The sequence below is a fragment of the Halobellus rarus genome (genome assembly GCF_024494595.1).
Taxonomy (GTDB): Archaea; Halobacteriota; Halobacteria; order Halobacteriales; family Haloferacaceae; genus Haloquadratum; species Haloquadratum rarum.
Genome location: NZ_JANHDI010000006.1, coordinates 53,967 through 79,060, shown reverse-complemented (window position 1 = coordinate 79,060; position 25,094 = coordinate 53,967). Strand labels below are relative to the sequence as shown.

Genomic DNA, 25,094 nt, shown 5'->3' with positions numbered 1-25,094 from the left:
AGGTCTTCGTTCGACGGTCGGATACGCGGTTGCGGCCCGAGGCCTCGACAGTTCCGAGGGGCTAGTCCGGAACCCGTATTCTCGCATTGGGGGTGGCTGAGCCGGGGGACGTTGCTACAGTGGTCCCCAGTGCGAGTGGTCAGAGTGTCGGACAAACCGCATTTAAGCCCTCGCTGGACGTATGCCGGAATATGACTACGGCACGGTGGTCGTCCGGATTCGGATTCATTCTCGCGACGGTAGGGGCGGCCGTCGGTCTCGGCAACATCTGGCGGTTCTCCGCTGTCGTTGGCCAGAACGGCGGCGGTGCCTATCTCGTCCCCTACCTGTTCGCGGCGTTCGTCTGTGCAGTGCCGATGCTCGTCTTGGAACTCGCCATCGGACGCCGCCTTCGGACGGACGTGGTCTCCGCATTCCGTTCCGTCAAGACCGAGTATACGGCACTCGGGTGGCTCATCCTCGGTGGCGTCCTCCTCATCCTGAGTTACTATCTCGTCCTCAGCGGCTGGGTACTCGGATTCTTCCTCTCGTGGCTCGCCGGCTCACAGACGACGTTCGCGCCCTTCACCGCGAGCTGGCTCCCCATCGGGTACTTCGTCGTCGCGACGGCGATGACTGGCGGCGTCGTCTCGATGGGCGTTCGCGGCGGGATCGAACGGATGGCGAAGATCGTGATGCCGACCGTGTTCGTTCTTCTCATCGCACTCGCGCTGTACGCGGTCACACTGCCTGAGTGGGAGCAGGCCGCTGCCTTCCTGTTCACCCCGGAGTTTTCGGTGCTCGCGGACCTCGGCATCTGGAGTGCGGCCTTCGGACAGGTCTTCTTCTCGATGTCCGTCGGTCAGGGGATTATGCTCACCTACGGGAGTTACGTCGAGGAGGGGACGAATTTGTTCAGATCGTCGCTCGTGATCACGGTCGCCGATATCGGCGCGGCCATCATCGCCGGGCTGGTCATCTTCCCGATCGTGTTCAGCTTCGGTCTCCGGCCGACCCTCGGGACCGAACTCGCGTTCACGACGCTTCCGACCGCCTTCGCGACGATGCCGTTCGGGCGAGTCGTCGCGGTCGGCTTCTTCGGACTGTTGTTCTTCGCCGCGCTGTCCTCGTCCGTGGCCCTCCTCGAGGTCGGCGTCGCCGCCGCGGAGAACACGACGCGACTCTCTCGTCGACGCGCGACACTGCTGTTGACGGGTGGGGTGTTCGCGGCTGGCGTCCCCTCTGCATTGAGTTACAGCCCGGTCAATCTCGCGGTCGCGGGGCGGCCGGTTCTGGACTTGGTCGACGAGTCGGTCGGGACGTTCGCGCTGCCCATCTCGGCGCTCTGTGTCGTGTTCGTCTTCGTCTGGGTCGCTGATCTCGAGACCGTCCGACAGGAGCTCGGACGGCTCTACCCCCTCGTTCGCTATCTGATCCCGGTCGTGCTCATCGTCGTCACCACCGCCCGGGCTGTCGGGATCGCTCGCCCGGCGTGGCGACTCGTCGTCGATCACGCTCGAAACGGGCCGCTCGGCCTGCTCGTCGCTGTCGCGCTCCTGCTCGTCTTTGCGGTGTTCGGGTGGGAACTCCGGAATCGACTCCCCGCTCCCCCTCGGCTTCGGGGTCGACGACGCTAGTCGGAGCGCTGTCCACTCGCACGGTTCTCTCCGGTCGAGTAAACGAGCGACCAGCGGTCGCTCGTGCCAGTGAACCGCCGCGAACCCCTGCGGGCGATTCGAGACGACACGCGTGGTGACCTCTCTCCCGCGTTCGGCCCCGCTGAACTAGATCCCAGACGTCCCGGCGCGGACCCCCGTTCGATTCGTCTCCGTCTATCGGGTGAGTATCCATATATGATGACGGCGTATCATATGGCAGCCACCGATGATCTCTCGTCGAACGATACGCAGCGGAGCGATCGGGGCGGTAGTCGGGAGCGCGCTGGGGTTCGTCCCGCTCGTGCTGCTGGTCGCGCCGGTGGTCGGCGGGGGAGTCGCGGGGTATCTCGAACGTGACGGCGCCGAATCGGGCGCGGTCGCCGGCGTCCTGATGGCCGCGCTCACGACCGTCGTCACCGGTACGATCGCGTTCGCCCGGTTGGGCGATCTGCCGTTCGCGTCCCCGGACGTCCCCCTGGAGGGGCTTGCACTCGCGGCGGCCCTGTCGCTGCTCGCCGCGATCGGACAGATCGTCGTCGCGGGGGTCGGTGGCGCGCTCGGAGGAATCCTCGAAGCCGACCGACGGCGGGCTGCCGACCGCGAGCCAGTGACGGGTGAGGACCGTCCCCGTCCGTGGCCGCGGGTCCTCGGCAGTCTCGTCGCCGGATCGGTCACCTTCGGTGTCGTCGCCGTCGTACTGACCGTCGTTTTGGACCCCCTGGTCTGGCCGTCGCTGCTGGTGAGCCTTCCCGTCGGAATCATCGCCGGTCTCGGAGTCGCGGTCCTCGCCAACCACTACCTCGCTCGAGCGGCCGAGGGGCGCGTCGACTGGCGACCGGTCGCCGTCGGAGCGGTTGCCGTGATACTCGTGTTCGGCCTCGTCGTCGGTGGCCTGTCGGTGCTCGGTCAGCAACGCCAGGCCGCGACGACCGAGAGCACCTACCAGTACGAAGTGACGATCGCTGCCGACGAAACCCTCGAGAACGCGACGTTCTACGTCCCGGTGCCGACCGAAGGCGGCTCTTCCCGCCTCGGAGAGCGCTTCGTCGAGGACGTCCGGTACGACCGGTACGCGCCGGCGGTTCGAGGGGCCGATCCTGATCCCGCGCCAGTGAACTTCTCGTACGAACTGGTCGAGACCGAACGGGGACAGATGCTCGCGATCACTGCCGACCGGATCGAGGTCTCGAAGGTCTACTACCGTGAGGTGGAAAACGAGACGATGGGCTGGTACGAGCGGATTCCTGCCGAGGAATACGATCCCGACAATCCGGATATGGGCGTCCAAAACGACGGGAGCTTCGCGTTTACCGTCACGCTCGTCGCCGACGAACCGATCGACACCGCCGACCCGTTCGACGACGAACCGCTGCTCGCCCCCCAGGCCGACCGAACTGAAGTCGAATGTGTTACCGGGGACTCGGCGACGCATCGCTGTTTCGAGTACGAGGGTCAAATGTACGCCGACTACGAGACGAACGAGGGGGCGACCGTCTACGTCTCCGCGCAACTCGACGGTCGTAACGAGTGGTTCTCCGGGGGGTGGACCGGCAACGAGTACCGCGAGTGGTCGCGGATCGAACTCCGCGGTCCACAGTCGGGGTGGGTCCTCACGGACGGCGAACTCGAAATCGGGAGCGGCAACTACCGGGACTGACGACCCAGAGATGACGAACATCCACGAACTCATAGATATCGGGACCATCCGGGTCAGCGCAATCCTCCTGCAAAATGCGAAGTTCTTCGCGCGGTCGCTCGAGTCGCGACCGCTCGTCGAGGTGGCGAGCGAGTCCGAGGCCAGTGTCGACGGTCTCAGTAGTGCTGGTGAGCGGACCGTAACGGTCGACACACCGATCGGGGCGTTCGAGGCGGCGTACATGCCCTGGCAATGGCGCGGCCCGGACTATCCGACGCTCATCTATCACCACGGGAGTGGCGAGCGACCGTTCGACTTCGGGCGGTTCAGTTCGAACTCGTTTCGGCGGTTGTTCGTCGCAACCGACGAAGCGATCCCGGCCAACGTCCTAGCCGTCAGAGCACCGTTCCACGACGGGTCGAGTATGGATTACGCCCGGGCGATGGGCGAACTCGAGAACTTCGTCGGGATGCTCGCCGCCTCGGCCGCCCTCATCGACGCGCTCGCGACACGGGCGGACGATCGAACCAGTAGCCCGGTTTTCGCATCGGGTATCAGCCTCGGTGGCTGGGCCGTCAACCTCCACCGGGCCTGCTTCGACACCGTCGATCGGTACGCCCCGATCTTCGCCGGGGCCGCGCTGGGCGAGATGTTCGTCTCGTCCGTCTATCGGAAGATGACCGCCGGGGCGGCCGAGAGACGGGCGGATCACCTCCGTGAGGTGCTCGACTTCGCGGGGGAGTTCAGGGCCGTCGAGGCGGCCAACTGTGCGCCGCTTCTCGCCCGGTACGACCGCATCATCGAGTACGACCGCCAGCGACCGAGTTACACCGATATGCCGCTCGCGGTGCTGAATCGGGGGCATATTACCGGCGCGCTCGCCGCAGCGACCCTGCGGGAACACGTACTCGGTGCCATTCCAGACACGGACGCCGGAACGGATGTTCCGCGTACCGGCGGCAAGACGGAGACGGACGATCAGTAACGAGCACCGTCAACGACACCGTGTCGTCGGGGGGCTTCGAGCGCTCGTCGCGGGCAGCCATCGGTATGTTCGACGATCGACCGCTATCGACGTCGGAGTTCGGGACGCGTAAGCGACAGATCGAACTGAAGATCACCATCGCGCCACTTGACCCACAGAGTAGTGAGGCCGAGGCCGATTCCAGTCGCAGCGATTCCGATGAGGCCTGCTTCCGGGCCGAACCCCCCTCCGGTGAGTAGTCTGGGACCGGATTGCTCGATGGCCACGAGCGAGACGCCGTTGTTCGTCCCGCTGACAGGGAACCCGTAGACTGTCCCCTGAAAGAAGTTCCACGTCGTGTGGAGGCCGATCGGAATCGCGAGTTCGCCGGTCAACACGTAGCCGGACGCAAGCATAAGTGCCGCAAGGACGATACCGGTTGTACTCGCGAGCGTCGCGTTCGGGTTCCCCGCGTGTGCCACCCCGAAGACGACGGAGGTAAACAGCGTTGCAAGCCCGACCGCGGTCGTACTGTGAACGCGCTCGAACCACGTAAGTCCCTCCGCGATATTCGTGATGAGGTATCCCCTGAACAGGAGTTCCTCGTACACACCCACCGCCACGAACGTGACGAACCCCCAGAGGAACCACGGCCAGAAAGCGAAGTCAGCACGCGCGACGAAAAACAGTTCTCTGACAGTGATCCAGCCCGCCAGTAACTCGACGACGAACACCCCCGTCATCAGCATCGCCCCCAATCCAAAACCGAATCCGAGGTCAACCCACCAATCTCGGTTGAACCGAAACCCGAAATCCCGGAACCACCGTCGGTCGAGGAATCGCCCGGCCAGATACACGCTGCCGGCCATCACGATCAACTGTGCCGACACGAAGATCAGGTTCCGGGCGGCAACCAGGGTTTGCTCACCCGGCGGCTCCGGCGTGAATAGTACGAGGACGGATTCGATCGACCGGCTGGAGAGGATGCCGACGGCTGTCGTCACGAAGATGCCGAGGACTACCAGCAGGGCAAGCCACAGCACCAGTCGCCACGGGACCCGCAGTCGCCGCGTCTGTTCGTTCCAGAGGATGGCTTTCCCGCGTTCGAGCATAATGTACACAAGTGTCAATTTTATTGATAATGCTATCGGGACAGCTGGATCCACGGTGGTGTTTATGCCGCCTCGCGGTGAATCGGGAACCAACCTGCAGCGGCGTCAATCGAGCAGTTCCGGAACGAGGCCGAGCAATGTCCCGATCACAGCCAGCGAGCGATCCCGACGCCTTCGAACGTGCTCACACCCCGTCTCGCCGCACTGTGCTCCGCGGCTTCGCGGCCGCAGGTGCTGCGGCCGTCGCTCTCGGAGACGTGCCCGGAAGCACGAGCGCGACGGGTGCTACCCAGCAGGGCCAATCCAACGGCCCGCTATCCGATCCGGAGTCCTTCGAGACGTTCCTCAACGGCGTGGTGAACGCCCAGCTCGAGGCCCACGACATCCCCGGTGCGACGGTCGCAGTCGTCGACGGTGATTCGACGTTCACGAAGGGATACGGCGTCCGGGACGTCCGGACCGATGCGCCGGTTAGGGGGGACGATACGCTCTTTCGAATCGGATCGACGTCGAAACTCTTCACCTGGGCGGCGGTTATGCAGGGGGTCGAGGCTGGCCGGCTCGATCTCGATACCGACGTGAACGAGTACCTCGATGGTGTCGCGATACCTGATACGTACGGCCAGCCCATCACGCTCGACCACCTTGCGACTCACACTGCGGGATTCGAGGAACGTGCTCGTGGGACGTTTGTCCTGAGCGAATCGGATCTGCGCCCGCTCCCGACGATGCTCAAGAACGAGCGACCGTCGAGAGTCCGGCCGCCGGGTGAGTTCACTGCCTACTCGAACTACGGGGCCGCGCTTGCCGGTCACATCACCGCCACGACTGCCGGGTCGTCGTTCAACGACTATGTCGAAGCGGAGATCTTCGAACCGCTCGGTATGGACCAGAGCACGTTCGACCAGCCCGTCCCGGATGCTATCGACGGGACGCTCTCGAAGGGATACACGACCCCGGACGGTCGGTATCAGGAGGGTGATTTCGAGTACGTCGGTATGGCGCCGGCCGGATCAATAACCACGACGGCGACCGACATGGCGCGGTTCGTTCGAGCCCACCTGCGGGGTGGAGCAATCGCCGAGGGGCGCATCCTCGAACCCGATTCAACAGCGACGATGCACCAGCGGCGGTTCGGCAACGACGACCGACTGAACGGGATGTGCTTTGGGTTCTACGAACTGAGCCGGAAAGATGTGCGTATCGTGGGGCACGCCGGCGACACCGAGCAATTCCACAGTTTAGTGGCCCTGCTTCCGGAGCACGGGGTCGGGCTCTTCGTCTCGTACAACAGCCCGGGCGGTGTCGAAGCCAGAGACGAACTGTTGGACGCACTGATCGACGAGTACTACCCGAGCGAAGAGAGCACACCCCAGCCCGATGGCGAGCCAACGCGGGCGAGCGACGTGACCGGCACGTATCGCACACTCAGGTCTCCGTATACCACGTCGGAAAAACTATTAGGCGTGCAGTCGAACGTCGGTGTCTCCGTCGATGACCGGGGGCGACTCGTCACGACTGGTCCGGGCGGATCGACGCAGTGGATCGAGGTGGACGAACTGTATTTCGAAGCGGTCGATGGGTCGGATGCGCTCGCCTTCGGCGAGACGGACGGTGAAATAACCCACCTGTTCTTCGACAGCAGACCGCCCTCGGCCTACGAACGACTCACGGTCAGCGAGCGACCGGCCACGCACGCAGCCATCGCCGGCGTGAGCATTCTGGTCTTTCTCGGAGCCGTCCTCGGATGGACGGCGACGGGTCTCTGGCGATGGTACCGTGGTGAGACGCGAGAAGGACCGACCTCCCCACTGCGGCACACTCGGCAGATCGCCGGCCTCGCAGCGGCGAGCTATCTGGTGTTCGTAATCGGATCCGCCGTCGTGGTGTTGAGCGATCCACGGGCGGCCCTTCTCGGGGATCCGCTGCCGCTGCAGATCGTCCTGCTGTTCCCGCTCGTGGGGGCCCTCGCGAGTCTCACGACGCTCGTCCTCACCGGGTTCGCCTGGCAGCGGGATGTCTGGAGTCGCCTGACGCGAGTTCAGTATACCGTAGTCGGCCTCGCAGGTGTCGTCTTTGCGCTCGTGCTCGCGTACTGGAATCTCCTGTGGTATCAGATGTAGCGGCGTACAGTTCTCAAAAAGGCGTTACACTTCCGAGAGTGAACAGCGGGAGTTGGGGAGTCGATGTCGAAAGCACTCGAATATCAGTGGTAAGAGCTGATTCAGTCGTTCACGCTGATCCCGCCGAAGGCGACGAAGCCGGTCACAATCAGATCGATCTCCTCGTGTTGCTCTTCGCGGCGCGGGCGCTCGTCCTCTGCACCACCGAAGATCGGTAACACGTCTAGGCGGACGTTCCAGCCCCGTGGAACGATGATATCGACGCCTCCGAACATGGCGACAGCGCTGATCCGCGCCGGACGCTCAGCAATCCCGGCATCACGCAGATCGAGTTCGTACCCGCCGAAGAGCGCGGTTAGATCCGCACCCGTGAACCGCGAGGAAGTCACGCGCTGGTTCCGGCCACCGAAGACGGCGAGGCCGTCCACGCTTTGCTCGCCGACTTCCTCCGCTTTCGTCCGCAGCCGACCCAGAAGCAGTGAGACGCCAAAGAGAATGATGAGAGCGGGCCAGAAGGAAGCCAGGTCGGCTCCCGGGACGAGGTCGAGCGCCGCTATTTGCCAGGCACCGGCCAGCACGATTACCAAGAGGGGACCGAACAGGTTGCGGAACCCGCTCGTGACCAGCGCGTACAGACCAAGAAGGACAAAGAGCGACGGCACGTAATTCAGGAGCGGTCCCGTTTCGGCGACCCCGGTCGTGTCGAGCAACAGTACGGTGCCGACGATCACGACGACCGCACCGAGCAGTTCCTGCGTCGACACTCGGTTCGATACTGGCATACCTACGGGTACTCAGAGAACAGATATGAATGTTGTCTATAGTTGTCATAACCGCGGTTTGAGCGTGAACAGCGTCAGTGCGAACAGGGCAACGTAGACGAGAGAGAGTTCGTTGAATGTCGGAAGCAATGCGTACGAGGCGTACGTGTAGAGGAGGTAGCCGGGACGAACAGCCCGACGCCGGTCGCCACGACCGCGAGCAGGAGGGCAAGCGTCGACGCAACAAGATAGGCCGAGTGAGGCGTGGGGAGGTCTGCGTGGCGGTCACATCGCTGAGTCCTCGGTGGTGTCCGGGGTATCGCCGAGGCGGCCTTCGACGAACGCGGCGACGTCCGCTGCGAAGGCGTCGACAGCGTCCCAGTCGGTGAACTCGATGTCACTCTTCGGTTTCCGCTCCTCGGTGAGCAGGTCTTTTGCGATTTGCTTCATCATAAGACGTTTGAGGAACCCGTACTCGGAGAACCGGAGCGCGCCGCCGAACTGCCCGATCCGATCGGGATGCCACCCGGTTTCCGTGACGAACGACTCGACGTATCCCGCGGCCTCTTCGCGTTTCTCCTCGTTCGCCGAGGACAGCGAGACCTGGAAGAACGCGGTCGGCATTCCCGATAGGACGTCTCGATTCTCAGAGACGAAATCGCGAACCTCGCCCTGGTGTTTGCCGACGTGGATCGACGCACCCACGACGGCGGCATCGTACGCTTCCAGGGTGAACGAGTCCGGTCGGTCGCGCACGTCGATCGCGCTCGCCTCGTGGCCGCGCTCGCTGATCGTGGCCGCGATCCGCTCTGCGATCTTCGCCGTTTGGCCTTCGCCCGTCCCATATAGTATCAGGAAGGAACTCACGTGTTCTCACACCTCAGTACATTCGTTCGCTACGGTACTCAATAAATACTGGTCAGACCCGCAATCCCGTCCGAGTCACGGCCTGTAGAGTTATCGGGTCGAGACGTAGCACCTCAGAACTCACGCTGAGTCCAGCGTTGGTGCGTGCTCACTCGACGGCGTCTGATTCGGTCTCCGGTGGCAGGCCGGCGTCTCGGGGGGTTGGTGGGTCGCGGTTCGCGAGGCGGTCAGCGCCGTAGACGACGACCAGGAGGATCGCGACCAACACGAGGGGAACGGCACCGGTGACTTCGGCGAGCAGGTTCAGCCAGGGGTCCGGCGCGCCGTTCGGGATGAGCGCCTCCGGGTCTGCGGGGTGGAAGATCCCCATGACGTTAATCCCGGCGTGGAACACCGCGACGGCGAGAACGCTCCCGCCGGTGCTGTTGTACATCCACGTCCAGAGGATAGAGCCGGCGAGGATGGAGACCAGCCAGAGGAGTTGCTGGGAGAGCGGCCAGCCGCCGTGTGTGGTCGTGGCGTTCAGAAACAGCGGGAGGTGCCAGGCGGCCCACGTGACGCCCACGATGGCACTCGACACCAACGCGCTGTAGGAGTCCTGAAGGATGGGCAGCATGAAGCCACGCCATCCGAGATCTTCTTGGCCGCCACCCCACACGGTCCCCCACGCCATCGCGAACAGGTAGATGAACGGTGATTCGAACTCGGTGAGATCGATCGGGCCACCGCCGGCGACGAAAAGCAGGACACCGAGCGAGAGGATGATGAACGGGAGACCGAGCGCGAGCGCCCACCACTTCGCGCCGATCCGCCATTTGAACATCTGGCCGACCCAAGTGCGGAGGCTACCGCCGGAGGCCCAGATGACGACCGCCGCGCCGATCGGCGGGCCGAACGCGCCGAAGCCGATCAGGATCGAGTGCGTCCAGGACGCTTCCATACCCGAATACGCGAGTGCACCCTGAACCGTCCAGGTGAACGCGTACGCGATTGCGACGAAGCTCAGGAGGCGGTGTCGATCGATCCACGCACGGGTATTGCGATTCATCACCAAGGGTTGTGACGGAGATCGTACTTAACAGTACTCCCAACCACGGTGTTCTGGGCGGTACACTCTTTTCGATTCGCATCGATTTCTACTCGTATGCCGGACAACGTTCTCATCGCCTTCGACGGGTCTCCGCTTTCCGAGGGTGCGCTCACGTATGCTATCGAGAACTTTCCGGATGCGACCCTCACCGCGATCTACGTCATCAATCCGATCGACTCGGTTATCGACGTGGAGGCTGGTGGCTTACCGGTCGCCGAGGACTGGTACGACGATGCCCGAGAGCGCGCGACCAGCATCCACACGACGGCCACGGATCTCGCGGCAGAACACGATATCGACGTCGCTACCGTCACGGAGGTCGGGAGACCCGCCCGAACGATTCTCGAGTATGCCGACGACCGCGATATCGATCAGATCGTTATGGGAAGCCACGGCCGCTCGGGAATCGACCGTGCGATCCTCGGAAGCGTCGCCGAGACAGTTACCCGTCGAGCACGAATTCCGGTGACGATCATCGGATGACCACCAGTACAGAATGGGTACATATCCGTGGGTCCGTGGAGTCGGGAGATCGGACTCGCACTGCGTCGAACGGATACGTATGAGCGACCCCCAAACGTCAAATATCGTCGACTTATCGGTATAGAGACCGTGCCCGTTACTGAATCACCCCCGCTTTCGACGTGTACTGTCCGCATCGAACGACGGGGTGGTCGCGGCGAGGCGGGAGCGCGGGCACTCAAACGACACCTCCGGAATATCTCCGGCGTCCACGACGTCGATGTCTCCTTCCGGACGGGGAGCGCCCGGGTCACCTACGACGAGAGCGTCACGTCCGAGGAAACGATTCGAGACGCAGTCCGTGACCGTAATGTCTCGATCCAAGCGGACTCCGAGACGGACACGGATGACGTGAGTTCCCGCTCGGAACTCAGGCGAGAGGCGGTGTTCGTCGGGCTGACGCTGCTCGGAATGGTGACCGGCCTGGCGGCGGGGTGGCTCGACGGACCGCCACTCCTCACGTGGGCCGGCTACGGCGTCGCATACGTTTTCGGCGGCTGGTACGGACTCAAAGGCGCAGTCGCGACGCTCCGCCACGGCGCGGTCGATATCGATCTCCTGATGATCGTCGCCGCGCTCGGTGCGCTCTCGATCGGCGCGCCGTTCGAGGGCGCGATGCTCCTCTTTCTGTTTTCGCTGTCGAACACGCTCCAACACTACGCGATCGGCCGCTCGCGCCGGGCGATCAAGTCCCTCGTCGAGATGCGGCCGGACGAAGCCCAGGTACTCCGCGACGGGGAGGAAGTGACCGTTCCCATCGATGACGTCGCCGTCGGCGACGTGTTCGTCGTCCGCCCCGGCGACCGGATCCCACTCGACGGCGTCGTCACATCGGGCGAAGGGACGGTCGACCAGGCCTCGCTCACCGGCGAGTCCGTGCCCGTGCCGAAGGAGTCCGGCGACGAGGTCTTCGGCGGGACGATCAACGAGAGCGGGAGCCTCGAGATCGAGGTCACGCGGCGGGCCCACGAGTCGGCGATCAGCCGTCTCATCAATATGGTCGAAAACGCGCAGGGCGAGAAGGCGCCGACACAGCGGCTCATCGACCGCCTCGAACAGCCGTACGTCCTCGGCGTGTTCGCACTCACGGTCTCGGCGATCGCGATTCCGCTCGCGCTCGGGGGCGAGTTCACCAGCACGTTCTACCGCGCGATGACGCTCATGGTGGCTGCCTCACCGTGTGCGGTCATCATTTCGACGCCCGCGGCGGTCCTGTCGGCGATCGCCTCCGGCGGCAGGCAGGGCGTCCTGTTCAAGGGCGGCGAGCACGTCGAGGCGGCAGCGAACATCGACGCGGTCGCGTTCGACAAGACGGGGACGCTCACGCAGGGCGATACGCAGTTGACGGACGTCTTCGTCCGCGAGACGGCGGCCGACTCACTGACCGACGAGGGACTGCTCTCGCTCGCGACCGCAGTGCAGGCCCGCTCGGAGCACCACCTCGCTCGTGCGACGGTGGCGGCAGCCGAAGAGCGGTCACTCGACGTCCCCGACGCACGGCGGTTTCAGTCAGTCGCGGGGAAAGGCGTCTGCGCCGATGTCGAAGCCAGCACCATCCACATCGGGAATCGGAGTTACTTCGGGACCGTCCTCGGAGACGCAGCGGTCGAGGGGCTCGAACCCGGCCTCGACCGGCTTCGGACGCTGGAGGCCGAGGGGAAAACGAGCGTCATCGTCGCCCGAGAGGACGGCGGCGACGTCACCGTGTTGGGGTGGCTCGCGTTCACCGACACGGTTCGTCCCGGGGCCGCCGAGATGATCGGGGACCTCCGCGAACTCGGCGTGGAGCACATCGTTATGCTGACGGGCGACAACGAGCGAGTCGCACAGCGGATCGCCGACGAGGTCGGTATCGACGAAGTACAGGCGGAACTGCTGCCTGAGGAGAAAGTGGCGACCATCGAGGATTTGGTCGACAGGCACGAGAACGTGGCGATGGTCGGCGACGGCGTCAACGACGCCCCGGCGCTGGCGACCGCGACACTCGGGATCGCGATGGGCGGCGCTGGGACCGACGTCGCGCTCGACACCGCCGACGTGGTATTGATGGGCGACGACCTCAGCAAGATCCCCTACGTCCTCGGTCTCGGACGCGCGACCCGTCGGACGCTCATCGTCAACCTCGCCATCGCGTTCGGTGCGATCGCGCTCATGGTCGGCACGATTCTACTCCGTGGGATCCCGCTTCCCCTCGCCGTGGTCGGCCACGAAGGCTCGACGGTTCTCGTGTCCCTGAACGGCCTCCGATTGCTCGGATTCCGTGGTTAAGGACGCTGGGTTCTGCTACATTGCTTCGACGGCGAACAGCGAGGCGTCGCTGAGGACGGCAGACACATGACCAGAGAGACAACGTACGAGACGTCCGTTCTGTTGGCTGCACTCTGACGGACATTCGGTAGTTCTCACCGAACGCCTGATCTTCCAACTCCCTCCCTGTCACCGGAGACACACCTCAGGTCGCTGTTCGCGTGATCCGGCGAGGCCCCTCGTATAGCTCGCGTTTCGCGGCCAGGCCGCCCCGTGTATTGCGTTGGCCAACCAAAACTGGTACAGCGATGTCTCGCAAACGCTCCTGTATGAGCAAGTGTCTCGGCGGATCGAGGTGGGGGAGATGAACCGACGGCGAGCCGATACAGTGGTCGGTGGCCTGGTCGCTGTCGTCCTCGTCGTCGGCGGTGTGCTCAGCTGGCAAGCGTACCAGCAACAGCGGGCCTTCGATCAGATGGGATCGATGATGGGCACGTCGATGGGAGCGGTCCACGGAACGAATCCGCTCTGGTACGTCCTCGGGACCATCCTCGTTTCGGCTGTCATCGGTGGCGGATACCTCGTGGTTCGGGACGACCTCAGTAGCACAGACGTAACCGACCGCCCACAGAACGAGATGGAACGTCTGACCGATTCTGAGAGTGTCGAACCGCCGGAGGGGGACACCCAATCAGCAGGGGACATCAATCCGGAGGCTCAGCCACAGGCTCGCGTATTAGACCTCCTACCGGACGACGAGCGCCGGATCCTCGAACCGGTCCTCTCCTCGCCCGGTATCACACAGATCGAACTCAGGGATCGGTCGGACTTCTCGAAGAGCAAGGTCAGTCAGACGGTGAGCGCGCTCGAGAAGCGCGGCCTCCTGTACCGCGAGCGCCAGGGGCGGACGTATCGCATCTATCCGAGCGACGATTTGCAGCAGAACCAAGCGGAGTAACAATCGGTACTGCAGATCCAGACCTGTTTGGAACCGTGTTCGTGGGTGCCCGCACGCTTCGACGCCTTCTGGCGATCAGACATATCGTAGCGTTTGCAACTGATTGCACACCCGATCGCACGCCGGCGTGCGATCGCGTGAGCGACGACGCGAAAACGCTACGATAGTATGGCCCTGCAAGGGCAAGCAGGCCAATGAATTAGAGGGGCCTCGTACGGTGAGGTGTTATGTCCCTTACCGAAACAGTCTCCAAGATCGATCATCTGAGCGAGGAAGAGCGCGAGTGCATCGAGATCTGCAACGAAGCCGCTGCGGTCTGTGAGTGGTGTGCCGACGAGTGCCTCGGCGACGAGGAGATGGAAGAGTGTGCTCGGCTCTGTCGCGACGTCGCAGACCTCACGTCGCTGCACGCCCGATTTATGGCTCGCGACTCCAACTATAGCGCGCAATTGGCCGAAGCCTGTGCCAGCGCCTGCGAGGAGTGTGCCGGAGAATGTGAGCGCCACGATGCCCAGCACTGCCAGGTCTGTGCCGGGGTCCTCACAGAATGCGCCGAGAGCTGTCGCAACATGATGAGCACCTGACCAACGTCCGAATAGCACACGAATCGGCGTCGCTGCGGTGCTGTCTTTTGGTTCCAACCGGTGTCACGAGAGGCCGGAACCCTCTACAGAGAACTGCTGAACACGCTTAGAGTTCCGGAACCGACGTGAACAGCAGGACGAACGCGTTCACGGTCAGCAGCGCCAGCACGACCCACTGGAAGATGCGCTCGGGGATGTGGTCGAAGATGTACACGCCGATCCAGGCACCGAGGAACACCATCGGAATAGCGACGGCAGCCTCGATCATCAGCGGCGTCGTCACGTCCCCCGTGTAGGTGAGACTCCCGAGGCGATACAGCATGAGCGTCCCGAAGAAGGCGGTGAACGTGGCCTTCATCTCCTCGCCGCTCCAGAACCCGCTCGCCGACATGAATGCCCCGTAGACGATCATCGGCGGGCCGGGGACGGCGACGGCGCCGCCGAGAATCCCCGCGAGCAACCCGGCCGTCGCGCCAATTATCTTCCCCGGCCGGTAGTCATTCTCCTCGATCCAGTCCGTGACGACATCGAGTTGCTGGGTCGCGCCGACGACGATGACCGCTAACACGAGAACCCCCCCGATGGCGACGCGCATCTGTGCCGCGTCGAGCCCACTGAACACGTAGATACCGAGCGGCATCCCGACGACGAGTCCGCCGACGGGAACGATCCAAATGCGCCAGTCGAACGCGTCCCGGACGCTCCACCAGACGCGGGCGTTGGCCACCACCGCCGTTGCCGTGAAGATGATCGACGCGCTCGAGGGCGACCGAAACAGCGGCAGTATGCCCATCGACACCTGCGCGAAGCCGAACCCGGCGATACCGTGAACGGCGGCCGCGACGAGGATGACGACCGCGGACAACCCCGTCGTCACCCAGTCGCTCGTCATCGATACCGCCTCCATTCCCCCGGTAGAGTACGCATCTGAATGCGCAATACTTCGACTGTACCTTGTATTGTAATTCTCAACCCTGAAGCAGTAAGTGAAGCTTAAATGCAGTTCGTATCTGAGACAAAAACCGGTTCACACGTTCCGTGCTCCACACTGACGCCGCCGCCGGGGCCGGCCTCTGTGACATTGACAGTAAGTTGTGATCGCTGGGCTCGCGCGCTTCGATATTTGTGTATCGTCTGAATAACTATACCCGGACATTCCGAACGTTCGATGTCTGTAACGACAGTCACATCACGATGAACGAGCATAAAACGGATATCGGCGAGTGGCGGTCCCTCGGCGGCGCCCCTGTCGGAGACGGCGATGATGACACCGACGCAGTCTTCGCTCACGTCAGCGACCTCCACGGGCAGCTGACGCAACGCTACCAGGTCTACTACGACAACCCGACGTCGGCGCCGGACTTCGACTTCGGAGACGACGACCGCGTCGTCGAGCGCGGCGGCGGGGTTTCCCTGCTCGCGGCCAAACTAGCCGAACTCCGCGGGGACCACGACGTCTGTACGCTTATGAGTGGGGACACGTTCCACGGCTCCGCCGTAACCACCTACACCGACGGGCGAGCGATGCTCGATCCCATCAACGAACACGTCGCGCCCGACATCTACGTCCCGGGGAACTGGGACTACTCGAACGAGGCCGCCGAGGACGGCAACTTCGTGGAACTGATGGACGGTCTCGACGCCCCGGTTCTCGCGAACAACCTCTACGACTGGGAGACCGACGAGCGGTTGTACGACGCGTACCGTCTCCTCGAGGTCGGCGGACTCTCCGTGGGCGTCGTCGGGATGACGAACGTCTACGTCGATCGGATGGCACCCGCGTTCTCCGAGGGGAAGTACCGCTTCGGCAAGCACCCCGCACTCCTCGAAGCGTCCGCACAGGCCGCCCGCGAGGACGGCGCGGACGTCGTGGTCGCGGTCACCGAGATCGGCCTCCCGTGGATGGTCCAAGCCGCCAAGGACTGTGCGAGCGTGGACGTGATGTTCAGCGCGCACACCCACGAGTACACCTACGACCCGGTCGTTATCGAGGAGACAGAGACGGTCGTCGTCGAGTCCGGGATGGGCGAGGCACTCGGCCGCGTGGACCTCCGCGTTCGGGACGGGGAGATACAGTTCCGTCACCACCTCTACTGTCTGACCGAGGACGGCGAGCACACGCCGGAACCGGACGCCGATGCGGCGGAGACAGTCGAAGCCGCGCGTGCGCCCTTCTTCGAGGACGACCCGGGGTTCGAGCGGGGGGCCGGCACGCTCGACCGTCCGCTGGATACGGTCGTCGGCCGGACAGAAGAACCGCTCTACCGGCAGTCGTTCCTCGAGAGCGCGTGGAACACGCTGTTCAACGACGCACTGCAGGCGCACTTCGACACGGACCTCGCCGTCTCGCACGGGTTCCGGTACGGGACTGCCATCCCACCCGGAGAGGTCACGCTCGGAGAGCTATACACGTTCTTCCCGATGACGGCGCCCGTCGCCCGCGGTGTCGCCTACGGCCAGCAACTCACGAGCCACATGGAGGAGTTCCTCGAGGACAACTTCACGCCGTACCCCTACGACCAGGAGGACGGTCGAGTCCGGAACTTCTCCTCGAACGTCGAGGTGACCGTCGACCCGACGGCCAAGCGCGGCCGTCGCCTCGTCGAGATGCGAATCGACGGCGAGACGATCGACCCGGAGGAGACGTACTCGGTGGCGACGTTCCGCCGGCCCGGTGATCCCGAACGCGACCTCGGCAACTGCGGGTTCCCGTTCAGGGACGTCGAGGTCGAGGACGGGACGATACCGGTCGACGTCATCGTCGGATACCTCGAAGAGCATTCGCCGGTCGACTACGAGGTGATGGGGCTGATCGAGACCGCCGACGACGGCGGTCGAGCCCAGAACACGCCCGCGGACGGACCGTATCCGTTCATCCAGCCGGGCGTCGACTACGCGGACGGCGAGGCGTACTGCGAGACGGCTCTGATTCCGCGCGGGAACGCTTTCCCCGAAGAAGGGCGTAATCGAACGCGCTAGGGGGCGACGGCGCACGCGACAGCTGCGTCGAGCGACGATCTCGAAGGACACCACACGACACAGGTGAGATACGATGGTCAAGAACATCACTGCGGAACGACTCGCGGAGCAGCTCGACGCCGACGAACAGTTCACGCTCATCGACGTGCGTCCCGAAGACAGCTACGAGGCCTGGCACGTGCGCGACGCGGAGAACGTTCCGTACGACCCCGACGAGGGGTTGAGCGAGGACCAACTGAACGAGGTGAACGCACTGGTCGACGGGGGGCCGGTCGTCGCGATCTGCGGGAGCGGTATATCGTCGACGCCGTTCGCGTTCGACCTCGAAGAACACGGCTACGACGACGTCTCGGTCGTCACTAGCGGGATGGAGGGGTGGAGCAAACTCTACGAGGTCGTCCCCATCGAGACGTCCGGCGACGACCTCGTCGTGCGGCAGGTCCAGCGCCGAGCGAAGGGCTGTCTCGGCTACGTCGTCGGCTCGAAGGAGGCGGAGGAGGCCGCCGTGGTCGATGCGACCAGACAGACCGACCAGTTCAAAGTCGCCGCCCAGGACGCTGGCCTCTCCATTTCGCGTGTGCTCGATACGCACGTCCACGCCGACCACATCTCGGGCGGTTCGGCGCTCGCCGAAGAGGTCGGCGTGCCCTACCACCTCGGCGACGCCGCCAGCGAGCGCGGTGTCGAGTACGAGTACGAGCCGCTATCGGATGGAGACGTCGTCGACGTCGGCGACGTCGAGATCGAGGTGCTGCACACGCCCGGCCACACTTCGGAGATGGTGAACTACCTCGTCGACGGCGAACTCCTGTTGACGGGCGACACGCTGTTCGTCGACTCCGTCGGACGGACGGAACTCCAGTTCGGCGAGGAGGACGCCTCGCGCGGGGCGGAACTGCTGTACGACTCGCTCCACGAGACGGTTCTCGACCTCCCGGACGACACGACGATCCTGCCGGGCCACCTCACCGTCACGAGCGACGGCCGCTACGAGAACGGCTCGCCGGGCGAACCCCTCGAAGCTCGGCTCGGGGATCTCCGCGAAGAACTCGACTTCCTCGGGCTGGACCGCGAAGCGTTCGTCGAGCGCCTGACCGAGGACGCCCCGGAGAAGCCCCCGAACTACGAGTCAGTCATCGCTATCAACACCGGCAAAGACATGGTCGACGACGAGAACGAGGCGACTGAGCTCGAACTGGGGCCGAACAACTGTGCCGCGTAACCAGCGCCCGCTCTCCCGTCGCAGTCTCCTCCAGCTGACGGGGGCGACCACTCTCGGCGCGCTCGCGGGCTGTGCCGGTCAGCTACCGGGTACCGACGGTGGTGGGGATCGCGAGGTGACGCCGCGCTCGACCGTCTCGGTCGAGCCAGATACCTCCGTCAGCCTCACCGCGGCGTCCGGAACCATCCGACCGGCACCCGAGACGTCGACGACCAACTGGATGTACGAGGGTCAATTTCCGGGACCGGAGCTACGCGTCCAGGAAGGGGACGTACTCAGCGTCGACCTGACCAACGACCTCCGAGCGGAGACGACGATTCACTGGCACGGAGTTCCTGTCGCAAATCCGATGGATGGCGTGCCGAACGTAACGCAAGACCCGGTCGCTTCCGGCGATACGTTCACGTACACGTTCCGCGCCGAACCCGCAGGGACGTACTTCTACCACAGTCACGTCGGGCTCCAGCTCGACCGTGGATTGCTCGGCCCACTGATCGTGGAAGAACGTGACCCACACGTCGAGTACGACCGCGAGTACGTCGTCGTGATCGACGATTACCTCCCCGGGGAGCCGAAACTTCCCTCGGACGGGGGAATGGGCGGCGGTGGAATGGGTGGGGGAGGCGGGATGATGGGAGACGTTCGGCCGTCGTACGAGGGTCTCCTGATCAACGGTCGGCTTCCAGAGGATCCACCGAGGTTCGAAGTGGCAGAAGGGGAGCGGGTGCGCCTCCGGTTCGTGAACGCCGCCAGCGCGACCGTCTTCGGTGTCCGCATCGCCGGCCACGAGATGACGGTGACCCACGCCGATGGGCGCCCTGTCGAACCCGTCGACGTGGACTCGTTCGTCTTCGGGGCCGGTGAGCGCTACGACGTCGTGATCGAGGCGACGAACCCGGGCACGTGGGCCCTTCAAGCGGATGCGCTCGATGGAAACGAACCACCAGCTAGAGCCGTCGTCGAGTACGAGTCAGCGGACGGGGAGGGCCCACAGCGCCCGTCGTCGGCCAGTAACCGGCTGCAGTACGGGGACTTGCAGGCGATCTCCTCGCTCGACGGGGTGAGTGGGGAGCCGGATCGAACGTTCGATCTGACGCTCTCACGCGGCAGAGGCCAGTCCTACACGTGGACGATAGACGGGCAGGCCTACCCGGACGCCGACCCGCTCCGGATTCGGCCCGGGGAACACGTCCGAATTCGGATGACCAATCAGAGCCCGGTCGTTCACCCGATGCACCTTCACGGTCACTTCTTCCAAGTCGGCGACGCGATCAGAGACACGGTCATCGTCCCCGGACGGAGAGGGCAGGTAACGATCGACTTCCACGCCGACAACCCCGGTCGGTGGTTGTTCCACTGTCACAACCTGTACCATCTCGATGCCGGGATGGCGCGTGTCGTGAGATACGTCGAGTGACTCGGTCGAGGACCTGTTTCGGATCGCTCATACCGTCGTTCGTGTGGTCTCGGTGCTGTCTCGGGAGGAAGGTTGCGTGCCAATCCGACGAATTCGAGCCGGATGAACGATTCTACTCCTGAAAAACGTTTAGATCGCATTATAAACGTTCTCGAACGTTCTCCTGTGTGAATTCACACCCACGTGGATAACTCCCGAGCAGTCCTACGAGTAACCGAGGAGAAAGACGATGACCAACTTCACACTCGGCCGCTGGCTGCTCGTGGCCCTCGCGATTGTCGGACTCGCGTTCGCCGCCCCCGTGGTCAGCGCACACGGCGACGAAACGGCCGCTGACGACGCGCCCGCGGACGATACCACCGCAGATGAATGGGCCACTTGGATGGAGGCACAGATGACCGAACACATGGGCCCTGGTAGCGTCGAGTGGATGGGGTCGCATACGGGCGTGACCGTCGACGAGATGGCTCGGGATATGGCTGACGAGGAATATCACGACGGGGCTGACGACAGGTACCACGGCGGGATGTACGGGCAGGGCCACTGCTGACGGCCCTGACCGTTTCGATCGCTTCGACAGAACACCGCGGTTCACCAACGCAAGACAATGACGCAACTCACCACTCACATCGGACGCACGGCTCGTCGACTCGTGATCCTCGCCGTCCCGCTGCTGGTCGCGGCGACTGGAATGGCTGCTGCCCACGGTAGTGGGAGCTACGGCGGCGGTATGATGGGCGGGAGCGGCTGGGGCCTCTTCGGCGGAGCGATGGGGCTCTGGGGACTCCTCTGGATGGGGCTCCTCATCGCCGTCCCGCTCTACCTCGTCTATGCGCTCTTCGACCAAGGATCCGGCGGGAACGGTGAACAGTGCTGAAGATTTCGAACCTGACTGTGTCATTAAAACTATGCTATCATCCTGAGTGGGAGAAATATTAGGGGGAGCGACACGGCAGCACAATCACAGAATTCCGGGTTTCCGTCCGTTTTCTGGCTTTGTTCGCCCCATTCGGCTGAAATCGCCTCGATGAGACTCTTCGAGCAAAGAAGATATATCTCGGAGTGAGTGCTGTAAAAACACGTGATGAGTTCTTCTTTGGTCTGTTTCCGGTGTGGGGAACGCTACGACGACGAAACGCGAGTCCGATGTGCGTGCGGTGAACCACTCTGGTTCGACACGCCCAGTACCGATTTTGCCTGGTCAGACTGTCCGGATATCGAGAGTATGTGGCGCTACGAAGCGCTGCTTCCGGTCGAGCAACCCACCGGCGTCGCGCAAGCCGCGGGACGGACGCCGCTCATCAGAAGTCACGCACTCGACGACGCTGCCGGGTGCCGAGTGTACGTCAAAGACGAGAGCGAAAACCCGACCGGGGCGTATAAGGATCGCGGCAGTGCTGTGGCGGTTCCACACGCCATTGAGACAGGCACCGATGTCATCGGTACGATCTCGTACGGAAATATGGCGGTCAGCACCGCCGCCCACGCAACCAGCCTCGGCCGAGCGTGTATCGTGTTGGTCCCCGACGAGATCCCGTCGGCCCGCCTGGAGCTTATCGCGCAGTATGAGCCGACGATTGTGCAAGTCAGCGGCGACTACGGGGCCCTGTACGCCGATGGGATAGCACTCTCGGAATCGCTCCCGATTTCGGTTCTCGTCAGCGATGCGCCGGCTCGCATCAGCGGGTACAAAACGGTCGTGTTCGAGATCTACGAATCACTCGCCCCGGACACACCTGATGCGATCGTGCTGCCGACGAGTTCTGGGGGGTTTGCGTCGGGGGTCTGGCGTGGGCTCCGTGATCTCGAGACACTCGGGCTGCTGGAGGAGCCCCCGCGGCTGTATCTTGTCCAGACCGCCACCGCCGATCCGATAACGCAAGCATTCGAAACGGGGGCGACGGAGCCAACGGCCCTCTCGCCCGACGAAACAGGGGAGACAATCGCCCACTCGATCGGAAATCCGGATCCCCCAAGTGGCACTCGTGCGCTCGCGGCGGTCCGTGAAACCGACGGGGCCGTCGTGTCAGTTAGCGATGCAGAGATTCAGAGCGCTCAACGGCGGTTCGCTGTCGATGGTGGGTTCTGTGTCGAGCCGGCGGCCGCGACACCGTTAGCGGGGCTCACGCGTCTGTCCGAGCGCGGCGAGGTCGCTTCTGATGAGTCCGCGGTGGTCGTGCCGACCGGGACGGGATTCAAAGAGCTCGGGACCGGAAATGAGTCGGTCGACACCGAGCAGACGAGTCGGACGGAGCTGCCGGAGTTACTCGACGCCGTACTTGCTGCACACTGACGCAGCGCAAAACCGATCGGCGCTTTTGAAAGCCCCAGAGATCGATAGAACTGGTCGCTGAATATCGAATATACCCCCTCACAGAACGCCCATTCGTTTCTGGGTCTATCGATCTGAATGAGGGGCGGGTTTGGCTGCGCGTTCGCTCCCGTCAACCGGGAGCAGAGTCGAATCGCACACATCTCTACGGGGAGTTTCGACGAACAGTCACAGAGCAGTTCCCACGCCACGTGCCCCACCGTATCGATGGACGCCACCGGCGTTCGGCGACAGAGCGGCGAACCGTACTTCTATATATGCGCCACGAGGATCCACACGTAATCGAGTCGTGACGAACGGACTGCACACTCTCGCACTGGCGACGCCGACACTCCTCCAGGGACTCCCGGTGGAGTTGCCGGTCTCGCTCGACGTGGCCGTTGTACTGGTGATCATCGCCGTCGTCTTCGTCCTCTTCGTCACCCAGCCGGTTCCGATCGACGCCACCGCGGTCGGCCTGGTGGTCGCGCTCGTCCTCCTCGGCGAGTGGACCGGCGTGTCGCCGGAGCAGGCCGTCTCGGGGTTCTCGAACCCCGCGACGCTCACCGTCCTGGCGATGTTCGTCCTGAGCGAAGGCGTCCGACGGACCGGCGTCATCCAGATCCTCACGCGGAAGCTGATCGCGTTCGCCGGGGACAACGAGTTCCGGCAGTTGCTCGCCACGGTCACGCTCTCCGGGCCGCCGGGCGGGGTCGTCAGCAACGTCTCGGTCGTCGCCGTGTTGATACCCGCGATAATGAACCTCGCTCGACAGACGAAGACGTCGCCCTCGAAGCTTCTGATACCACTGTCGTTCGCGTCGATGCTCGGCGGTATGCTCACCGTCGTCGGGACGATAACGAACCTCCTGGCGAGCGAGGTGTGGGTCCAAGTGGGCGGTCCCGACGCACAGCCGTTCGCGCTGCTCGAGTTCACGCACCTGGGTGCAATCGTCCTGCTCGTGGGGATCGTGTACCTGCTCACCGTCGGTCGATACCTCACACCGGCACGGATCGAGCCGGCGGGGTCGCCCACCGACGCGTTCGGTATGACCGACTACCTCACCGACGTCGTCGTCATGGAGGACTCGCCGCTCGTCGGTTCCCGGGTCGGGGAACTGGGCGAGGAGGACCTCGATCTCGACGTGTTCCAGATCGTTCGCGGCAACCGGACGCTCGCTCACGGACTCGGCTCGGAACGTATCCAGGCCGGCGACGTCCTCTCCGTCAGGGCCGACCAGGAAACCCTCCAGGAGGTCATCGAGCAGGGTCACCTGCAGCTGTTACCAGAGGTCATGGAGGCGGCCACAGAGGACGATGCGCCCCTCCCGCCCGGCTTCTCACCACAGCGTCACGGCTGGGAGTCGCTTGACACAGAGCACAGTGGCTCTCCCGCCGAGGACGAGGCGTCGAGCGAAGACACGGAGGAGGACGGCGACGAGACGGAGGAGACCTCCGACGAGGAGATCGAGCTTACCGAAGTCGTGCTATTGCCAGGGCCCTGGTCGAGTCGGCGCAGCGGTGTCACAGACTTCGAGCGCGACTACGACGTGACAGTCCTGGCGCTCCGGCGCGGCGACGAGGTGATCCGCCAGCGCCTCCGGGAGGTGCGGTTGCAGGCCGGCGACGTCATCCTCGTCCAGGCGTCCGACCAAGTGCTCGATCGCATCGCGCGGGACACGAACGTCGCCATCGCGGGCGAGGACAGGTGGGAGGAGTTCGACCGATCGAAGATTCCCATCGCGCTGGGGATCCTCGCCGGCGCCCTCGGACTCGCGGCACTCGACGTCCTCACGCTCATGGTGAGTGCGCTAACGGGCGTCGCGGCGATGTTCTTCACGGGCATCCTCACGCCCGAGGACGCATACGAAGCCATCGACTGGGAAGTGATCTTTATGGTGGCGGGGGTCATCCCGCTCGGCATCGCAGTCGAGGCCTCGGGCACGGCGGACCTCATCGCCGACCTCATCGTTTCCGTCAGCGTCCTCCTTCCGGTGATCGCGGTCCTGGGGCTGTTCTACCTCGGCACCGCGATCATCACGGAGATGGTCAGCAACTCCGCCAGCGTCGTGTTGATGTTACCGATCGGAGTCGGAGTCGCGAGCCAACTCGGCGCCAACCCCTTCGCGTTCGCAATGGCCGTGACCTTCGCGGCCAGCACGCCGCTACTGACCCCTGTCGGCTACCAGACGAACCTCATGGTCTACGGCCCAGGCGGGTACAAGTTCACCGACTTCGCGCGCGTCGGCGCGCCGCTCCAACTCATCCTGACCGTCGTCACGACGGCTGGCATCGCGTACTTCTGGGGACTGTAGTGCCGACGGATCCGGGAGCCAAAAGGCGTCGAGACAGTATCTGCGTTGTCTGCGCCGGCGATGGATGCCCGGTGCACACGCGCCGAGGAGTATCGACGTCGACACGGAGTCGGCTCCGACTCGCTCAACCAGGCGAACAGACCGGTGAAACATATGGCGATGCCGACCGGGTTGAAAAGGTGTGTCGTCATTCTGATGGGTAGCCGGCGAGCCTCCTCGGGGATCTCGCACAGTTGAAGAGGCACCTCGATTCCTGTCGAGCGTTTACCTGCACAGTGTACCTCCAACCGACTACATAGAAGGTTTCAGACCCGGATTACGCTCGTCTGAATACCCGTACTAGACGGTTA

At 63.9% G+C, this 25,094-nt stretch carries 20 protein-coding genes; 15 read left to right on the top strand and 5 right to left on the bottom strand.

Going from position 1 to position 25,094, the window contains the following annotated elements:
• Positions 1 to 191 precede the first annotated feature (191 nt).
• The 3 genes from NO876_RS07305 (at position 192) to NO876_RS07295 (ending at position 4,258) form a co-directional block, all read left to right on the top strand.
• On the top strand, positions 192 to 1,616 hold the full coding sequence (locus NO876_RS07305; RefSeq protein ID WP_256421033.1) for a sodium-dependent transporter: 1,425 nt from the start codon (positions 192 to 194) through the stop codon (positions 1,614 to 1,616).
• Positions 1,617 to 1,863: 247 nt separating this feature from the next.
• Positions 1,864 to 3,294, top strand: a complete 1,431-nt coding sequence (locus NO876_RS07300; RefSeq protein WP_256421032.1) for a DUF8147 domain-containing protein — start codon at positions 1,864 to 1,866, stop codon at positions 3,292 to 3,294.
• 10 nt (positions 3,295 to 3,304) lie between these two features.
• Positions 3,305 to 4,258, top strand: a complete 954-nt coding sequence (locus NO876_RS07295) for a hypothetical protein (protein ID WP_256421031.1) — start codon at positions 3,305 to 3,307, stop codon at positions 4,256 to 4,258.
• An 83-nt stretch (positions 4,259 to 4,341) separates the two neighbouring features.
• Here NO876_RS07295 and NO876_RS07290 read toward each other — a convergent pair whose 3' ends face one another.
• A complete protein-coding gene (locus NO876_RS07290; protein ID WP_256421030.1) occupies positions 4,342 to 5,349 on the bottom strand; it encodes a CPBP family intramembrane glutamic endopeptidase in 1,008 nt (335 codons plus the stop codon).
• A 137-nt stretch (positions 5,350 to 5,486) separates the two neighbouring features.
• Here NO876_RS07290 and NO876_RS07285 point away from each other — a divergent pair, with 137 nt between their 5' ends.
• A complete protein-coding gene (locus NO876_RS07285; RefSeq protein ID WP_256421029.1) occupies positions 5,487 to 7,472 on the top strand; it encodes a serine hydrolase in 1,986 nt (661 codons plus the stop codon).
• Between the two features lie 101 nt (positions 7,473 to 7,573).
• Here the strand turns inward: NO876_RS07285 and NO876_RS07280 are convergent, their stop codons facing one another.
• The 3 genes from NO876_RS07280 to NO876_RS07270 all read right to left on the bottom strand — a co-directional run bounded on the left by NO876_RS07280 (position 7,574) and on the right by NO876_RS07270 (position 10,148).
• A complete protein-coding gene (locus tag NO876_RS07280) occupies positions 7,574 to 8,254 on the bottom strand; it encodes a LiaF transmembrane domain-containing protein (protein ID WP_256421028.1) in 681 nt (226 codons plus the stop codon).
• 264 nt (positions 8,255 to 8,518) lie between these two features.
• Positions 8,519 to 9,100, bottom strand: a complete 582-nt coding sequence (locus tag NO876_RS07275; RefSeq protein ID WP_256421027.1) for a flavodoxin domain-containing protein — start codon at positions 9,098 to 9,100, stop codon at positions 8,519 to 8,521.
• Positions 9,101 to 9,248: 148 nt separating this feature from the next.
• Positions 9,249 to 10,148: a CPBP family intramembrane glutamic endopeptidase gene (locus tag NO876_RS07270; RefSeq protein WP_256421026.1), complete on the bottom strand. Its 900-nt coding sequence runs from the start codon at positions 10,146 to 10,148 to the stop codon at positions 9,249 to 9,251.
• 96 nt (positions 10,149 to 10,244) lie between these two features.
• Between NO876_RS07270 and NO876_RS07265 the strand changes: the two genes are divergently transcribed.
• From NO876_RS07265 to NO876_RS07250, 4 genes are all read left to right on the top strand, one after another.
• Positions 10,245 to 10,673, top strand: coding sequence for a universal stress protein (locus NO876_RS07265; protein ID WP_256421025.1), 429 nt, complete (start codon positions 10,245 to 10,247; stop codon positions 10,671 to 10,673).
• Between the two features lie 129 nt (positions 10,674 to 10,802).
• Positions 10,803 to 12,980, top strand: a complete 2,178-nt coding sequence (locus tag NO876_RS07260) for a heavy metal translocating P-type ATPase (RefSeq protein ID WP_256421024.1) — start codon at positions 10,803 to 10,805, stop codon at positions 12,978 to 12,980.
• 343 nt (positions 12,981 to 13,323) lie between these two features.
• A complete protein-coding gene (locus tag NO876_RS07255) occupies positions 13,324 to 13,917 on the top strand; it encodes a helix-turn-helix transcriptional regulator (RefSeq protein WP_256421023.1) in 594 nt (197 codons plus the stop codon).
• A 227-nt stretch (positions 13,918 to 14,144) separates the two neighbouring features.
• Entirely contained in the window at positions 14,145 to 14,501 is a 357-nt protein-coding gene (locus tag NO876_RS07250; RefSeq protein WP_256421022.1) for a four-helix bundle copper-binding protein, read from the top strand.
• Positions 14,502 to 14,607: 106 nt separating this feature from the next.
• On the opposite strand, the gene NO876_RS07245 is transcribed toward NO876_RS07250, so the two are convergent.
• Positions 14,608 to 15,393, bottom strand: coding sequence for a sulfite exporter TauE/SafE family protein (locus NO876_RS07245; RefSeq protein WP_256421021.1), 786 nt, complete (start codon positions 15,391 to 15,393; stop codon positions 14,608 to 14,610).
• A 302-nt stretch (positions 15,394 to 15,695) separates the two neighbouring features.
• On the opposite strand from NO876_RS07245, the gene NO876_RS07240 reads away from it, so the two are divergent.
• The 7 genes from NO876_RS07240 (at position 15,696) to NO876_RS07210 (ending at position 24,744) form a co-directional block, all read left to right on the top strand.
• The gene (locus NO876_RS07240) at positions 15,696 to 17,480 is read left to right on the top strand and encodes a bifunctional metallophosphatase/5'-nucleotidase (protein ID WP_256421019.1); all 1,785 of its coding nucleotides are present in this window, start codon (positions 15,696 to 15,698) and stop codon (positions 17,478 to 17,480) included.
• A gap of 73 nt (positions 17,481 to 17,553) precedes the next feature.
• On the top strand, positions 17,554 to 18,702 hold the full coding sequence (locus tag NO876_RS07235; RefSeq protein ID WP_256421018.1) for an MBL fold metallo-hydrolase: 1,149 nt from the start codon (positions 17,554 to 17,556) through the stop codon (positions 18,700 to 18,702).
• Positions 18,692 to 20,119 (top strand): multicopper oxidase family protein, encoded by a 1,428-nt coding sequence (locus NO876_RS07230; protein ID WP_256421017.1) that lies wholly within the window; start codon positions 18,692 to 18,694, stop codon positions 20,117 to 20,119. Before NO876_RS07235 ends, NO876_RS07230 begins: the two co-directional genes overlap by 11 nt.
• 229 nt (positions 20,120 to 20,348) lie before the next feature.
• Positions 20,349 to 20,669, top strand: a complete 321-nt coding sequence (locus tag NO876_RS07225; protein ID WP_256421016.1) for a hypothetical protein — start codon at positions 20,349 to 20,351, stop codon at positions 20,667 to 20,669.
• 57 nt (positions 20,670 to 20,726) lie between these two features.
• Positions 20,727 to 20,996, top strand: a complete 270-nt coding sequence (locus tag NO876_RS07220) for an SHOCT domain-containing protein (RefSeq protein ID WP_256421015.1) — start codon at positions 20,727 to 20,729, stop codon at positions 20,994 to 20,996.
• Between the two features lie 348 nt (positions 20,997 to 21,344).
• Entirely contained in the window at positions 21,345 to 22,412 is a 1,068-nt protein-coding gene (locus NO876_RS07215) for a pyridoxal-phosphate dependent enzyme (protein WP_256421014.1), read from the top strand.
• A 328-nt stretch (positions 22,413 to 22,740) separates the two neighbouring features.
• On the top strand, positions 22,741 to 24,744 hold the full coding sequence (locus NO876_RS07210; protein WP_256421013.1) for an SLC13 family permease: 2,004 nt from the start codon (positions 22,741 to 22,743) through the stop codon (positions 24,742 to 24,744).
• Positions 24,745 to 25,094 lie beyond the last annotated feature (350 nt).

Bases quoted from the DNA above. Each gene is read 5' to 3' on its own strand.
- NO876_RS07280 (WP_256421028.1), bottom strand. From the start codon at position 8,254: ATGCCAGTATCGAACCGAGTGTCGACGCAGGAACTGCTCGGTGCGGTC.
- NO876_RS07215 (WP_256421014.1), top strand. From the start codon at position 21,345: ATGTGGCGCTACGAAGCGCTGCTTCCGGTCGAGCAACCCACCGGCGTC.
- NO876_RS07285 (WP_256421029.1), top strand. From the start codon at position 5,487: ATGTCCCGATCACAGCCAGCGAGCGATCCCGACGCCTTCGAACGTGCT.
- NO876_RS07225 (WP_256421016.1), top strand. From the start codon at position 20,349: ATGACCAACTTCACACTCGGCCGCTGGCTGCTCGTGGCCCTCGCGATT.
- NO876_RS07255 (WP_256421023.1), top strand. From the start codon at position 13,324: ATGAACCGACGGCGAGCCGATACAGTGGTCGGTGGCCTGGTCGCTGTC.
- NO876_RS07250 (WP_256421022.1), top strand. From the start codon at position 14,145: ATGTCCCTTACCGAAACAGTCTCCAAGATCGATCATCTGAGCGAGGAA.
- NO876_RS07240 (WP_256421019.1), top strand. From the start codon at position 15,696: ATGAACGAGCATAAAACGGATATCGGCGAGTGGCGGTCCCTCGGCGGC.
- NO876_RS07305 (WP_256421033.1), top strand. From the start codon at position 192: ATGACTACGGCACGGTGGTCGTCCGGATTCGGATTCATTCTCGCGACG.
- NO876_RS07300 (WP_256421032.1), top strand. From the start codon at position 1,864: ATGATCTCTCGTCGAACGATACGCAGCGGAGCGATCGGGGCGGTAGTC.
- NO876_RS07290 (WP_256421030.1), bottom strand. From the start codon at position 5,349: ATGCTCGAACGCGGGAAAGCCATCCTCTGGAACGAACAGACGCGGCGA.
- NO876_RS07245 (WP_256421021.1), bottom strand. From the start codon at position 15,393: ATGACGAGCGACTGGGTGACGACGGGGTTGTCCGCGGTCGTCATCCTC.
- NO876_RS07295 (WP_256421031.1), top strand. From the start codon at position 3,305: ATGACGAACATCCACGAACTCATAGATATCGGGACCATCCGGGTCAGC.
- NO876_RS07220 (WP_256421015.1), top strand. From the start codon at position 20,727: ATGACGCAACTCACCACTCACATCGGACGCACGGCTCGTCGACTCGTG.
- NO876_RS07265 (WP_256421025.1), top strand. From the start codon at position 10,245: ATGCCGGACAACGTTCTCATCGCCTTCGACGGGTCTCCGCTTTCCGAG.
- NO876_RS07270 (WP_256421026.1), bottom strand. From the start codon at position 10,148: ATGAATCGCAATACCCGTGCGTGGATCGATCGACACCGCCTCCTGAGC.
- NO876_RS07235 (WP_256421018.1), top strand. From the start codon at position 17,554: ATGGTCAAGAACATCACTGCGGAACGACTCGCGGAGCAGCTCGACGCC.